General features: G+C 45.0%; 15 protein-coding genes and 2 pseudogenes. 12 read left to right on the top strand and 5 right to left on the bottom strand.

From position 1 onward, the window contains the following. Positions 1-129 precede the first annotated feature (129 nt). From OCV36_RS16965 to uraH, 3 genes are all read right to left on the bottom strand, one after another. Positions 130-1,581: a nucleobase:cation symporter-2 family protein gene (locus OCV36_RS16965; RefSeq protein WP_135456961.1), complete on the bottom strand. Its 1,452-nt coding sequence runs from the start codon at positions 1,579-1,581 to the stop codon at positions 130-132. A gap of 217 nt (positions 1,582-1,798) precedes the next feature. Further along, positions 1,799-3,142 (bottom strand): NCS2 family permease, encoded by a 1,344-nt coding sequence (locus tag OCV36_RS16970; RefSeq protein WP_017075241.1) that lies wholly within the window; start codon positions 3,140-3,142, stop codon positions 1,799-1,801. Positions 3,143-3,389: 247 nt separating this feature from the next. Further along, positions 3,390-3,743: a hydroxyisourate hydrolase gene (uraH, locus tag OCV36_RS16975; protein WP_054546196.1), complete on the bottom strand. Its 354-nt coding sequence runs from the start codon at positions 3,741-3,743 to the stop codon at positions 3,390-3,392. Between the two features lie 411 nt (positions 3,744-4,154). Between uraH and puuE the strand changes: the two genes are divergently transcribed. The 9 genes and pseudogenes from puuE to OCV36_RS17020 all read left to right on the top strand — a co-directional run. Then, positions 4,155-5,093 (top strand): allantoinase PuuE, encoded by a 939-nt coding sequence (gene puuE / locus OCV36_RS16980; protein ID WP_017075239.1) that lies wholly within the window; start codon positions 4,155-4,157, stop codon positions 5,091-5,093. A 22-nt stretch (positions 5,094-5,115) separates the two neighbouring features. After that, on the top strand, positions 5,116-5,631 hold the full coding sequence (uraD, locus tag OCV36_RS16985) for a 2-oxo-4-hydroxy-4-carboxy-5-ureidoimidazoline decarboxylase (RefSeq protein WP_135456963.1): 516 nt from the start codon (positions 5,116-5,118) through the stop codon (positions 5,629-5,631). 174 nt (positions 5,632-5,805) lie between these two features. Further along, positions 5,806-6,792, top strand: a complete 987-nt coding sequence (gene alc, locus OCV36_RS16990) for an allantoicase (RefSeq protein WP_135456965.1) — start codon at positions 5,806-5,808, stop codon at positions 6,790-6,792. Between the two features lie 15 nt (positions 6,793-6,807). Then, positions 6,808-7,368, top strand: coding sequence for an ureidoglycolate lyase (locus OCV36_RS16995; protein ID WP_004732859.1), 561 nt, complete (start codon positions 6,808-6,810; stop codon positions 7,366-7,368). 14 nt (positions 7,369-7,382) lie between these two features. Beyond that, positions 7,383-8,701, top strand: a pseudogene (locus OCV36_RS17000) (urate hydroxylase PuuD). Between the two features lie 356 nt (positions 8,702-9,057). Beyond that, positions 9,058-9,711, top strand: coding sequence for a hypothetical protein (locus OCV36_RS17005; RefSeq protein WP_102566037.1), 654 nt, complete (start codon positions 9,058-9,060; stop codon positions 9,709-9,711). Positions 9,712-9,851: 140 nt separating this feature from the next. Beyond that, positions 9,852-10,811, top strand: a complete 960-nt coding sequence (locus OCV36_RS17010) for a 5'-nucleotidase (protein ID WP_102566036.1) — start codon at positions 9,852-9,854, stop codon at positions 10,809-10,811. Between the two features lie 185 nt (positions 10,812-10,996). Continuing rightward, complete coding sequence (locus OCV36_RS17015) at positions 10,997-11,236, top strand: hypothetical protein (protein WP_017083069.1); 240 nt, start codon at positions 10,997-10,999, stop codon at positions 11,234-11,236. 16 nt (positions 11,237-11,252) lie between these two features. After that, positions 11,253-11,435, top strand: a pseudogene (locus OCV36_RS17020) (GrpB family protein); the annotation flags it as partial. Between the two features lie 109 nt (positions 11,436-11,544). Here OCV36_RS17020 and OCV36_RS17025 read toward each other — a convergent pair. Further along, positions 11,545-11,832: a hypothetical protein gene (locus OCV36_RS17025; protein WP_135456967.1), complete on the bottom strand. Its 288-nt coding sequence runs from the start codon at positions 11,830-11,832 to the stop codon at positions 11,545-11,547. Between the two features lie 436 nt (positions 11,833-12,268). Between OCV36_RS17025 and OCV36_RS17030 the strand changes: the two genes are divergently transcribed. The 3 genes from OCV36_RS17030 to OCV36_RS17040 are packed head-to-tail and all read left to right on the top strand — an operon-like array spanning position 12,269 to position 13,619. Continuing rightward, the gene (locus tag OCV36_RS17030) at positions 12,269-12,787 is read left to right on the top strand and encodes a hypothetical protein (RefSeq protein WP_017061602.1); all 519 of its coding nucleotides are present in this window, start codon (positions 12,269-12,271) and stop codon (positions 12,785-12,787) included. A gap of 36 nt (positions 12,788-12,823) precedes the next feature. After that, positions 12,824-13,180 (top strand): MerR family transcriptional regulator, encoded by a 357-nt coding sequence (locus OCV36_RS17035; RefSeq protein WP_135456969.1) that lies wholly within the window; start codon positions 12,824-12,826, stop codon positions 13,178-13,180. 58 nt (positions 13,181-13,238) lie between these two features. After that, positions 13,239-13,619, top strand: a complete 381-nt coding sequence (locus OCV36_RS17040) for a carboxymuconolactone decarboxylase family protein (RefSeq protein ID WP_017083073.1) — start codon at positions 13,239-13,241, stop codon at positions 13,617-13,619. A gap of 111 nt (positions 13,620-13,730) precedes the next feature. On the opposite strand, the gene OCV36_RS17045 is transcribed toward OCV36_RS17040, so the two are convergent. Beyond that, on the bottom strand, positions 13,731-14,612 hold the full coding sequence (locus OCV36_RS17045; protein ID WP_135456970.1) for an AEC family transporter: 882 nt from the start codon (positions 14,610-14,612) through the stop codon (positions 13,731-13,733). Positions 14,613-14,725: the final 113 nt, after the last annotated feature.

A 14,725-nucleotide genomic window follows, 5' to 3' on the forward strand; every position in this document is an offset into this window, starting at 1 on the left:
TTTCAGGGAAGAGGGTCTTTATTGGTATTTGCTGTTGAAAGATAAATTCGAATCAGGGCGTTAAAACGTTCAATGCTCTAATCAGCCCTGATCCTACGGAAATCGGTTTTACGTTAGTCAGTGAACCAGCTAGTTCGTTTTTGGCTCAGGGTCATCTGATGCTGCTTGAACGTCTGCTTCTGTACTTGCTTGATGAATCTCTAATTGCTCGTCTGAGTGTCGTTCTTCTTCAGCTTGCTCTTTCATTTCTAGCTCAACTTGCGCTTGGCTTTCGGCCAGTGCTTCTTGCTCTTCTGCTCGTGAAGACTTTGGTAAAACAAGGTTCAATAGCACCGTCATGATGGTGCCTGTTGTAATGCCAGAATGAAGAAAGTTCGCTAGATCATGCGGTAAGTGTTGCAGTAATCTTGGTTCGAAAGTGACGGCTAAGCCAGACGCCAAACCGACACAGATTACCAAGGCATTTCGCTTGGTGTCTGCGGCTTTGATCAACATGCGGATACCCGCGTAGGCAATCATTCCGAACATCACAAAACCCACACCACCTAGAACAGGTTTCGGAATCGTGACGGCAATAGCGGCTAATTTCGGGAATAAACCGCCTAAAATTAGCAAACCACCGGTTGCAGCCACTACATAACGACTTGCTACACCTGTGATACCCACAATACCGACGTTTTGACTGAATGACGCCAATGGCATTGCCGTCAAAATCGAAGATAAGGTACTACCAAGTCCATCGCCCAATAGACCACGTTTTAAGTCTTTACCGCTGACTTGGGTTTGGCAGTTGTTGCCTAGTGCCATGAAGTCACCTGTTGCTTCGGCGATAACCACGATGTACACCAAGCTCATGCTGATGATGGCACTCGCAGAAAAGGTAAAGCCATATTTGAAGGGCTCAGGTCCACCGATCCAAGCGGCAGAACTGATTTGTTCAAGGTCGACCATGCCGAGTGATAGCGCCACAATGTAGCCGCCCGCCAAACCAATCACGATGGCTGAAGCGGCAACCGCGCCTTTACAGTAAACCGATACGCCAACCACAATCCCCAGAGAGATCAGTGCTAGAAACAGCTTTGGTAGTGTGGCGAATTGTTCCGTATTGGCAGGGGAGTCTCCGACCCAATTCATGGCAACCGGTAAAATGGTTAAGCCGATTAAGGTAACCACTACACCGCTTACCACGGTCGGGAACAGCTTCCGAACCTTGTCCATATAGAAGCTGGCACCAATCACCACGAACGAGCCGATAAGCGCTGAGCCCATGATTGCGGCGACACCGCCTTCGTTGCCGATTGAAATGGCGACGCCCAAAAAGGCAAAGCTCGAACCCATCACCACGGGCAGTCGAATACCGACAGGGCCGAAACCAAGACATTGAGCGACGGTCACAATACCTGACGCCAGCAGAGCAGCATTGATCAGCGAAACGATCTCGGTGTTAGGCAAGCCAATTGACGCGCCGACAATAAGGGGAACAGCGACGATGCCACCAATCGAGGCGAGCATGTGCTGTAATGCGAGTAGGAAGGTTAAGCCGTGAGGCGGTCTTTCATTTAGGGTGTACAGAAGTTTCATTTGATATTCCTCTGCCTGTGTTTCCGTTTACAGGCGATTGGCGGTCAAATAATGACTTCTACAAACTGCGTAGGGTCATAAAAAAGGTGCACTAACCGAGCGGATATTTGTGTGTTCCGCTGATTAGCACAATTAGCTTTTTCTTAAAAATGTTGTTTTAGCATGTGTCTTGATAGCTCGGCCTGCGAACAAGCCAAGCGATAGTTACGTTGGGTGATTAACCGATGAACACGAGCTTCGCGACAAAAATAGCCGCTAAGAAGTACATCGAAATCGAGACGTCTTTTGTTTTGCCTGTCGCCAGTTTCAGCACTGTGTAGGTAATGAAACCCAGTGCGATACCATTTGCGATAGAGAAGGTCAGAGGCATCATTAACGCTGTAATGGCTGCGGGAGCACCGTTGGTGAAGTCTTTCCAGTCAACGTGCTGCATGCTGCTCATCATCACGAACGCCACATAAATCAGAGCGCCAGAGGTTGCGTAAGCTGGGATCATGCCTGCAAGTGGAGATAGGAAAATTGCCGCTAAGAACAACACCCCAACCACAATCGCAGATAGGCCTGTTCGTGCGCCTGCTGCAACGCCCGCTGCACTTTCTACGTAACTGGTTACTGGCGGACAACCCACACACGCACCTGCCACACTTGAGATACTGTCGGCTTTCAGTGCTTTGCTTAGGCCTTCGATCTTGCCTGTTTCAGGATTAGTTAGGTTTGCACGCTCAGCCACGCCCATCAAAGTACCCGCGGTATCGAACATGTTTACAAAAAGGAAAGCCAAGATAACGCTGATCATTGAAACATCGAGAGCGCCCATAATGTCCATTTTTAGGAACGTAGGCGCTAAGCTTGGTGGAGCCGCGAAGAAGCCGTTGTAATGCACTAAGCCAAGCATCATGCCGACCAGAGTCACACTCAAAATTCCGATTAACACGGCACCAAATATTTTACGCTCACTGAGTACCGCGATGATCAAGAAGGCGATAGCGGCCAGTAGAGCTTCAGGTTTAGTAAAATCCCCTAAAGAAACCAAAGTCGCTGGGTTTTCGACGACGATGCCCGCTGTTTTAAGGCCAATTAGACCTAAAAATAGGCCAACGCCCGCTGTCATGGCATAACGCAGACTCACCGGGATACTTTCGATTATCCATTGACGAACCTTGTAGAAACTCATCCCGACAAACAAGATGCCGGAGATAAACACTGCACCCAACGCCACTTCCCAGGTGTAGCCCATTTCGCTTACTACCGTGAATGAGAAGAAGGCATTCAAGCCCATGCCCGGTGCAAGGCCGACAGGCCAGTTCGCAAATAGCCCCATTAACAAACAACCGATCGCAGCACCAATACAAGTCGCGACAAATACCGCTCCTGCATCCATGCCTGACGCAGCCATAATTTGTGGGTTAACGAAGATAATGTAAGCCATAGTGGCGAAGGTAGTCACACCCCCCATTAATTCATCTTTCACGCTGCTTCCGTGGGCCTTAATTTTAAAGAGTTTCTCTAAAATTCCGTTATTCGCGTCTTGGTTGAGTATTTCTGTTTTACTCTCACTCATGTCAGCAAGTCCTTTTATGTTGTGATCCATTTATTGAATACAGCGAGATTTCAATATTAAGTTTTAAGGTTTTTTCCTAGCCGTTATTTCTTTAGTTATCTGTTGTTTAGTCATCAACTCTCTAACTAATAACGTTGTTAGTATTTTTATATGAGCGTGTTTAGTGAGCGCGCATCATTTTAGATGCACGCACGAATCTGTTTATTATTCGATGGTTGAGCCTAGTTCTAAGTGCTAGGACACGGGACTAACTGCCCCGATAGGTTGAGAAACTGTAAGGCGAGACGAGAAGAGGAACGTGATAATGCGCGTCTGGATCATCTAAGCCGAAACGAATGACCACATCATCTAGGAAAGGCACGCCATCCAATTCCACACCTTTGCTTTTGTAATAATCCGCAACGTAGAACACCAATTGATATTTCCCTGGTCGGAAATCATTCCCTGCCAGAATCGGCGCATCGGTTCGGCCATCGGAGTTGGTGATCACCGTCGCCAGCTTTTCTGTTGAGTCTTCATTGACCTTATAAAGCTCTACTTTGATCTCTGTGCCCGGTAAGCCGTGCGTGGTGTCTAATACGTGTGTTGTTAATCTTCCCATAGTCCTTTAATAGCGCTTTTGGCGCTCCTCTGTTCCGTGGTTTATCTGTCTGTTTCGACCTTGCAAAGAATGCAACTGGTCACTTTGTTATCACTAACTATGTACGAACTGTACACAATTAGTAAAGCGAATTGTTGGAAAAATGTTAACCATTGTATCGTTTTTTCTGAATTTATAGATCTTGATTATCGTTTTTTGGTGAATGTCATCTTTGTTAAGTTGTTGTTTTTAATTGGTAATGGTGCGTAAATTTAACTTGAATAACAAAATCTTTACATTGAGATAAATAATTGTATACAATAAATGCACAGGGGTAAGGTTGCTCTGTTTATCGAGAATCCATTTGGTTGAATCATTTGGTGACTCACTTAAAGAGCGGCTAAGCCAACCACTTATGTTAGGAGTACTTGGATGAATAAGGATTATTCAAGAAATTTGATCGGTTACGGAGCTAACCCTCCAAACCCTCAATGGCCAGGTAATGCGCGCGTCGCGGTTTCTTTTGTATTGAACTATGAAGAGGGCGGTGAGCGTTGTTTGTTACATGGAGACGACGAGTCTGAAGCTTTTCTTTCAGAGATCCCGTCCGCACAGCCGATCAAAGGCGAACGTCACATGAGCATGGAATCCATTTATGAATATGGTAGCCGTGCGGGTGTATGGCGTGTTCTTCGCTTGTTCGATGAATATGAAATTCCACTGACTGTATTTGCGGTTGCTATGGCGATTGAGCGTCACCCAGACGTTGCCAAAGCCATGGTCGAAGCCGGTCACGAAATCTGTAGCCACGGTTATCGCTGGATAGACTATCAATACATTGATGAGTCTGAAGAGCGCGACCACATGACCAAAGCGATTGAAATCATCCAACAAGTGACGGGGCAACGCCCGCAAGGTTGGTACACAGGTCGAACGGGTCCAAATACGCGTCGTTTGGTTGCAGAAGAGGGCGGTTTTCTTTACGACTCGGATGCCTATGATGATGACCTGCCTTATTGGCACACCGAGACTGGTTATCCGCAACTGGTGATCCCATACACTCTCGATGTGAACGACATGCGTTTTTCAACCGCGCAAGGCTTCAACTCGGGTGAGCAGTTCTTCCAGTATCTGAAAGACACGTTTGACACCCTTTATATGGAAGGTGAAACCGCACCGAAAATGATGTCGGTTGGGCTTCACTGTCGTTTGATTGGTCGCCCCGGTCGTATTGCTGCATTAAGACGTTTCCTCGATTACGTCAAAGAGCACGACAGCGTGTGGTTGTGTCGTCGAATCGATATTGCTAACCATTGGCACCAACATCATCCATATCAACCAAATAACGCTAATCATCAACCGCAAAAGTAGCAGTGAAGCAAGGAGGCTTAACGTGACTGAATTTCGATCATGCCAACCAACAACCATGGACCGCGATGCCTTTGTCGCTCACTTTGCTGATGTTTACGAGCACAGCCCATGGGTTGCAAAAGTGGTGTATGACCAAGGCTTGAATACCGAAGACGATCATATCGAGAATCTTCATCTGAAAATGGCATCGACCTTGTTAAACGCAGACCAAGGCAAACAGTTGGCTTTGATCAACGCTCACCCGGATTTAGCCGGTCGAGCAGCAGTAAACGGCGAACTCACAGAGTCGTCGACCAAAGAACAAGCGGGGGCGGGCATCGACCAGTGCAACGCCGAAGAATTTGAAAAATTCACTTCTTACAACAACAGCTACAAAAGTCGCTTCAATTTCCCTTTTATCATGGCGGTGAAGGGAGCCAATCGTTACCAAATTCTTGAGTCGTTCGAGATGCGATTAGGAAATGATAGTGAAACTGAGTTTGCTACGGCGATTCAAGAGATCAACAAGATCGCGATGTTTCGTCTCTGGGATATGTAAGTTAACGGAGTTAACAGCTATCTCAGACCAGTCTTAGTGCGTTAAGAGCTTTGTTTATCAGAGCTAGAGCTTGATTTATCGAAGGCTTATTTATCAAAGCCTTATTGAATAAAGCATAAGCCACTAAGCTCTCATTTTATTATTACTTGATTAATTTCATAGGATTACACGGACATGACCCATAAATTTGAACAGTACATAAACCTTGCAGACGAAAAACTCGGCGCAGAAGCTACCTTCGCAACCGACGATTTTTTCGCGGATAAAAGCCGTCTACTCAGCCACGCAGCGCCAGAGTGGAAAGACGACTTATACGACGATAACGGCAAGTGGATGGACGGCTGGGAAAGCAGACGTAAACGCGGCGAAGGTTACGACTATTGTGTCGTTCGCCTTGGCCTAGCTGGCACTATTGCTGGCGTTGATATTGATACCTCATTCTTCACAGGTAACTTCCCACCTTCGGCATCAATTGACGCGTGTTATTCACCACAAGGTGAGCCAACTGATTCAACACAGTGGCAAGAAATTCTGCCTTCAATGGCACTACAAGGTGATCATCATCATCTTGAGGCGATTGAAAGCGACCAAGTATTTACGCACCTACGTTTGAACATCTATCCAGATGGTGGTGTTGCACGCCTACGTGTTTACGGCCGACCAAGCGTGGATTGGGAAGCAATTGATTCTCAGCAACAAGTCGACCTAGCATCGGTAGAACACGGTGGCCGAGCATTGGCATGTAGCGATGAGCACTACGGCAACAAAGCCAACATTTTAGGCCCTGGCCGTGGTGAAAACATGGGTGATGGCTGGGAAACAGCGCGTCGTCGTACACCGGGTAACGACTGGGTAATTGTGGCATTAGGCCACCCAGGTAACATCGAACGTATCGTAGTTGATACTGCCCACTTCAAAGGTAACTACCCAGACAGCTGCTCAATTCAAGCGGCTTACGTGAAAGGTGGTACCGACGATCAAGTAGAAACACAAAGCCTATTCTGGCGTGAACTGTTGCCTGCACAAAAGCTGCAAGCGCACGAGATTCACGAATTCATTTCTGAGGTGAACGACCTTGGTGCGATTACTCACGTACGTGCAAACATATTCCCAGATGGCGGTATCAGCCGTTTGCGTCTGTTTGGTACGAAGGCGAAATAGGTAAGGAAGTCAGATATGAGTAATGGAATACGTCGTTTATCCATCGAACCGTTAACCAAGCAGGCTTTTGCAGAGTTTGGCGATGTTATCGAGTCCGATAATAGTGATTTCTTCATGATCAACAGTGGATCAACACGTCGCTACCACAAGCTAGCGACAACGGATGTGCAAGACCAAGACGGAGAAGCGATCATCAGCATCTTCCAAGCCACACCGTTGAGCTACCCACTGACCATCAAAATGTTAGAGCGTCATCCACTTGGCTCTCAGGCATTCATTCCATTACTTGGTCAACCCTATTTAATTGTTGTTGCGCCAAAAGGCGACGATCCAACATTAGCCAATAGCCGAGCTTTCTTGAGCAACGGCCGTCAAGGTGTGAACTATCACAAAGGGGTGTGGCATCACCCAGTTCTTGCGCTTACTGATCAAGACCAGTTCTTGATCGTCGATAGAGGCGGCGAAGGGCACAACTGTGACGAAGTTTATTTCGACAGCGACCGAGTGGCATTGCATTTGGACGATCTGCCAACGGACGACAATAAGGAAGAGCAACGCTTAGCTAAAGCGTTGTGATACAGGAGTTTATTATGGATCCGCATATTACAGAGTGGTTGAACTTAGCAATACGCTGGGCTCACATGATTGTTGGTGTTGCGTGGATAGGCGCATCATTTTACTTTGTTTGGTTAGAGAACAACCTTAACCGGGTAAACCCAAAAACGGGCCTTTCGGGCGACTTATGGGCGATTCACGGCGGTGGTTTTATCACCTAGAGAAGTACAAACTTGCGCCACCAGAAATGCCAGAGCACCTGCACTGGTTCAAATGGGAAGCCTACTTCACGTGGATCACCGGTGTGTGTCTACTGGGTGTAGTTTACTACCTTAACGCTGAGATTTACCTGATTGCACCGGGCTCTGGTCTTGATTCAACAACCGCAATCGCGATTGGTATTGGTTCATTCGTTGCCGGTTGGTTTATCTACGACTTACTGTGTGATTCACCATTAGGTAAAACCCCCGTGTTGCTTGGTGTTGTGCTGTTTGTGCTGCTCGTTGCTGCGACCTATGGCCTAACTCAAGTGTTCAGTGGTCGTGGCGCTTACATCCACGTAGGGGCGATTATTGGTACCATCATGGTGGGTAACGTATTCCGCGTCATCATGCCTGCACAGCGCAACTTAGTGAAAGCGATTGAAGAGAAGCGCGAGCCGGATCCTGCATTGCCAGCGAAAGGCCTACTGCGTTCTCGTCACAACAACTACATGACACTGCCAGTGCTGTTCATCATGATCAGTAACCACTTTCCAAGCACTTATGGCTCGGAATACAACTGGTTGATTCTTGCTGGGCTAGCGATCTTCAGTATCTTGGTGCGTCACTACTTCAACACGCGTCATGGTAGCCAGAAGTTTGCATGGACAATACCAGTAGCAGCATTGGGTATGATCACGCTTGCGTTTGTGACCTCGCCTTACGCGAAAAAACAGATGACTCCGGTTGTACAAGCACCAGTGGTTCAAGAAGTGCAAGTAAGCGCGACTGAATCGACGACAGAAGAGGCTGTTTCGAACGGCACAGCTTCAACGACGACTAGTTCTCAAGCTGTACCAGCAGACCACGCAATGCAAACTGATAGCGCAGGCGTAAGCTTTGAGACCATTAATAAAGTCATTCAAGAGCGCTGTTCTGTGTGTCACTCATCAACCCCAAGCCACGCCGCTTTTGCTGCTGCGCCAGCCGGTGTGATGTTTGATACCCCAGAAGAGATTAAAGCCAATGTACCAAGGATTGTTGCTCAAACCGTAACAACCAAGGTGATGCCACTCGGCAACATGACTCAAATGACCGATGCAGAACGCGCACTCATCGGCACTTGGGTAGAGCAAGGCGCTACGCTTCAATAATGATGTGAATCCTTTACCTAAGAGCATGAGTCTTAGGTGAGGCTTGGGGAGAGTTTGGTTTCGGGCACGCACCAAACTCATCCCACCCTGTTTCCCCGGTTCCTATAACCGGGGCTTTTTGTTTTTCTAGGAGTGCTCAAAAGCATCTCGAATAGCTTTAATTCAGCCGCTACTTCCAAGTTGATTACTTAATAATCTTGCGGCTGTTACGTTGCCAACTATTTATCTCATCTTTCGTATATCGACTTGTCTTTTGTATGCGTTCAAGTTCATTGTGTGTGGTAATATATTTTCTTTTAAAATTAGCCAACTAAATGAAATCCTTGTTTGAACATTTTGCAAATGCTACGAGACATATGCAGAACGTTTACATTACTGTCTTCTTAACAGCAGTGGTGTTATTGAAAATCACATTGTCAATTTATACGTCTTCCACAGATACTACTTTGGCTGATTATGTTGCCGGAAACCTTTTGCCAGAGCTCTCTGGAATGATCATTGAGCTAGTGGTTATTCTCTTTGTCATTGATGCTATTCAAGGTAAAGAATTAAAGCGCCGAGAAGAGGCCGGCAGACTAGAAAGCTTGCGCAAGCAAATTATGCTTGAACGCCGTCTTCGAGCTCAATTGAGGTTTCTTACGAGACGTATTTTTAATGATGTTGAGCTTTCTGATGGAAAAATGGGGGCTAGCTTTTTGTTTCATGCCGCTGAACATGAGAAGAATCAACAGATACTTGAAGAGTTTAAGAGTTCTTTGGTAGAGGAACTTCATAGTGACTTGTTTAAAGAGAATCTACTTGAAGTATGCTTGACTGAGCAGCCTCTAATTCTTGCATTATCACCAGTTTGTTCGGAGCTTAGCGACCGCCATGTTAAGGCTTGGATGTCTATTGCTCATTATCTTCAGCAGATTAATGCTGGCAATAATATTACTCAAAACACAGACAGGTTGATTGCATGGATCGCGTTTTTTGATAAGCAAACCGTTAGCCAAGGTTTACTTGTTTAGGTATGGCTTTATAGCGTGATTTTTGTATCAACAAGATCGAGAGCTTTTGTTAAAGACTACTGCATGAGGAGTATGTTACTCATTTTTCGATGTAGCAATTAGGTTCTTAAAGGTTTACCACTAAAATTTGGAGTTTATGTATGCCGTATGAATTAAGTTCGAGGTTGGTTATTGGTGTTGCTTCTAGTGCAATGTTTGATTTGACAAAGTCTGATTCAGTTTTTCGTACAAAAGGCGAAGAAGAATATAGAAAATATCAATCCGATAATATAGATGCACCTTTAGATAAAGGGGTATCTTTTTCGTTTGTAAAACGACTACTCTCTCTAAACAATTTGAGTAATGATCCAGAGTCTGACCCATTAGTTGAAGTCGTCTTATTGTCACGAAATGACCCTGACACAGGGCTTCGAGTTATGAAGTCAATTAAACATCATAATTTACCTATTTCACGCGCAATTTTTATGCAAGGTAAGTCTCCGTATGAGTACATCCCTGCATTAAGTATCTCTTTATTTTTGTCTGGTAACTCTTTTGATGTCAAAGAAGCGATTGCGTTGGGTTACCCGGCTGGTCATGTAATGAAATCGACAATTATTGATGGCGATGATGATGACTTAAGAATTGCGTTCGACTTTGATGGAGTTCTTGCTGATGACGAATCAGAAACTGTTATGCATACCACAAATGATCTTAGCCAATTTCATGAACATGAAACAAGGAATGTTTTACAGCCTCATAACCCTGGTCCATTGAAGGAATTTTTAGTCAAGATATCAGCTATTCAAAAAATAGAAGAAAAGAAGAAGCAATCAGAACCAGATTATAAAAATAGACTAAGGGTATCAATTGTGACTGCTCGAAATGCTCCCTCGCATGAAAGAGCGTTAAACACGTTGAAAGATTGGGGAGTAATGACAAATGATGCGTTTTTCTTGGGTGGTGTTGATAAAGGGTTAGTCCTAGGCGTTCTTAAACCCCATATATTCTTTGATGATCAATCTGGTCATTTAAGTTCTACTAGTTCTGTAGCTCCTTCAGTTCATATACCGTTTGGTGTCAAAAATTCGGAGTCAGTTTTAGAAAAAGAGCTTGCGTAAAAGACATTAAAAGTACGAATAGGTGTTTATAACGATCATTCATATCGTTGGTGGGTCACCTAATTGATTATGTTGTTTCTAACATTAGGGAAATGTTTTTACGTAGGAAATTCAGTATAAGGTTCTTGATATGAATCTCTACCCATGGCACTTTCAGTCCCCATTGACTTTAATTAGGACAAAAAATGGAAGACTTAATAGTCGCGTATTTTAGGGCATTGAGCTCATTCTTTAGGTATATGTTTCAGTCGATATTGATTGAGTTCATTGGTTACGGAGCTGGCTGGATAGTTTGTAAAGTATTCACATTAGGGCGCTTCCCCCCATTGATTCCAACTGAAAAAGAGCGAACCAGAATCTCTTATATCGGAGCTATTAGCATCGTGTTGCTTCTGTTAGCAATTGGTGTGTTCAATAGTTTGTGATTCGGAGTAAGGATATATGAAATTTTACCCCGCGGAACAATACCAAGCGGCTTGCAACGAGCTGTTTGTCCGATACGAACGTGACATCAAAACGCTAATCCCTAATGCGAGAGTTGAGCACGTAGGCGCATCTTCTATTCCTTTTGCCGTGTCTAAGGGCGATCTAGATATCTTCGTAGGTGTTGAACTTGGTATGTTGTAATCCACATCTGCTGATGATGTGGCCTTGCAAGTGGTCAGTGTTATTGACTATGAGTGGAACTTAAATGTTGATAGCCTAGTGAAGTTAGACTACCAACATTTATTGATTATGATTCTGAAGATTCTGAAGATTCTGCTTTATCAAGAACTGAATCGTTATAAGCTTTGGTGCCCTTGTAACCTAGGAAAAGCGAAACTATCCATAAAATAAATGATACTGGAGAAGCAATAACGGTGATCGCGCAAACTACGATGAGAATTAAGTTAACAACTCCCCACATGACGCTCCCTGCATACATCTGAGCGCCTCCTGGTATTACAAAACCTAACAGTAGCGCTATCATAGGGTTTTTCATTTTGTTTTGTATGCGAGCTTGTTGAATTGCGTCATTCATAATTATGCTTCCTTATGCATTTAGTTGTTATTCGCGCACTCTATATCTATCTTATTTTTAGTCAAGAATTTAGTTAAATATTTGATTTGATTGATTGTTTTGTGATCTGATATTTACTGGGTTAATGAATCTTCCGGTTTTATTGTGTTTGGTTTATGGTTTGATCTGAGATATAGGGAGGAATATCGCTCTATTGCTTATTACACTACTTTTTGTGCTGTTTTTACTTTCCCCTTACACTCTTTTCAAATATCGAACCTAGTATCAAATTTCTCTTTGTTATACAGGCAAGTCTCTCATTATGAAGAACTTCTTTGATAGCGAACTCATGCTCTCTAGCTCCTTGAATTTCGTTTTGCTATCGCTTGGGCTAACGCTCCTTTTTCATCTTCCGATTTGGTGTGGGTTCAACTTGAGCCGACGAAAGTGGAAGCTTATGGATTATTTATGGCCGTTCTTGGCGGGTATCGGGATGCTGGGTGCAGTGTCTGAGATTCGTGCGAAAGTAGCGGGTGATTGGGTTGAAACCGAACAAACCAGAGCGGTGGCGATTTTAGAATCGGTTCAGCAGTTTTCTTTGGATAAGCTGCGAAGTGATACCTGCACCGGTCAACCATCTTTAGATAATCACGCTCAGCACCACGAAGCGTGTTTGTGGTATTTGAATACGGCGATCACGTTCAAAGATGTCGATTTCACCTTGTTACCCAACGCATCGGATTTTACGGTTCCTGCGCCTAGCGTATCGCTGGTTGAAAGCGATGCAGTATGGGTGGACGGTATGCTGAGTCAGTATGAGAAGCAGAAAAACCAATACATAAAAACCAGAGAAGCACAGGTGAAGCAGCCACTAGAAAGCCTCTTCTGGTATGTAAGTCCTTACTTAGTCTGTTTCGCTATTGCGTTGCGTTTGACGAAAGTGACCGCAGAGCTCAAATTAGATAAGTGCGCATAGTTTGAGTTCCTATACCCAGATAGAAAAGGTGAAGTAATGAATGTGAGTGAGTTTTCTCAGTTGGTGGGTTTGTCAGCCCATACGCTTCGCTACTATGAAAAAATCGGCTTGTTGAAAAATGTTCAGCGGAACAGTAGCGGTCATCGAGTCTATACATCGAAGGACGTTACCTGGATTGAGTTCGTGAAGCGCTTAAAAGACACTGCAATGCCACTGGATGAGATTCTAGAATACGCAATGCTAAGGGAGTTAGGGCCAGAATCGACTTCGCAGCGCCAAGTGTTGCTCGAACAACATCAACAGAATTTGCGTTCCCATATCGAAGAACAACAAAAGCATCTGGCTGCGCTAGAGCAAAAAATTAGTTTGTATCGAGATGGAAAAGTCCGTTGACTTAGAGTCGGCTCTAACTTGTAAGGTGTTCCTGTAAATCATAAAAAGGAACAAACCTATGAATCAATCACGTTTCGACATCGGCTTAGAAAGACTTAATCATATCGACGGAGAAGCAGGGCAACAGGTTATTGAAAGCCTGCAAGACATCTGCCCTGATCTTGCCAAATATACTATCGAGTATCCCTTTGGTGACATCTATTCACGCCCCGGTTTGGATTTGAAATCACGAGAGATCGCGACCGTCGCTGCCCTTACCGCACTCGGTAATTGTGCCCCTCAGCTTAAGGTGCATTTGAATGCGGCACTCAATGTTGGATGTAGCGAGGAAGAGATCAAAGAAGTGATATTGCAGATGTCGGTGTATGCGGGATTCCCAGCTGCGTTAAATGGCATGTTCGCATTTAAAGAGGTGCTTGCGGAGAGAGGCACAGCTTGAGATAAATAGAAAATATAGTCTGAAAAGGGAGCGTCAACTTTGCTAAGTTGCGCTCCCTTTTTATTGATTGGCTAAGTTTTAAAGGTCGTAAACCTGAAGGTTCGCGGGTGTTTAAGACGACATAGACAGCGCGAATGACAACAAGATAGGCAAGGTAACCACGCTTAGGAAGTTGCCGAACAACACCATAGATGCGACCTTGGGCGGCTCGACATTGAATCTTTCTGCGAACAGGTAGTTCATCACGGCGGGTGGCAGCATGGTGAACAGCACCATCATTTGTAAGTGCAGCGTAGGCAGCGGAATAAAGAAGTAGATGATGGCAAAGGCGATGGCCCCTGTGAACAGTGATTGAGCCGTACACAACAAGCCTACTTTGAGTCCGCTTAGCTTCAAGTTCACCATTTGCGAACCCAACGACAACAGCATGATAGGCACGGCTGCTTGGCCGAGTAGCGATGTTGCTTCGTAGATTGGATTCCATACTGCAATTCCAGACAGGTTGAGCGTCATCGCTAATGCTGCGGCTAAGAATATCGGCATCTTGAGGATCTGCTTGATCGGATTACCTTCACTCAGTAACGCCAAGCCAATACTAATATGGACACACGCCGATACCACAAACAGCAGCACTGCAGGGGCTAATGCGCTCTCACCAAAGGTATAAGTAAATAGCGGAATCGCGAGGTTGCCACTGTTGCGGAACATGTGTGGCGGAGCCCAAGCTTTGAAGTTGAGCTTAAAGATCTTACAGATTGGTATCATCAATAAAGCGGGCACCAACACCGAAACCAAAGAAGCGGTGATGAGTGGCAGTTGCTCGGTGTCGAGGGGCATGGTGGTCAGTGATGCAAACACCAAAGCAGGAATACACACATCCATGTTGATACGATTGATCGGTTTGAAATCGGGCTTGAGCCAACGACCTACCGCAAAGCCAGCACTGGCTAAAGCAAAAACGGGAAACAGAATGCTGACGACCTGTTCGAACATAGAATTCCTTTCTAGATTGGGTGCTTCCATTTAGCTGAGAAACGAATGTTTTAGAGAGACGCCAAACGAAGCATAAAGTCGAGATGTATAAACATTAACCTATCAATATAATT

This window comes from Vibrio echinoideorum, assembly GCF_024347455.1.
In the GTDB taxonomy this organism is placed as follows: Bacteria; Pseudomonadota; Gammaproteobacteria; order Enterobacterales; family Vibrionaceae; genus Vibrio; species Vibrio echinoideorum.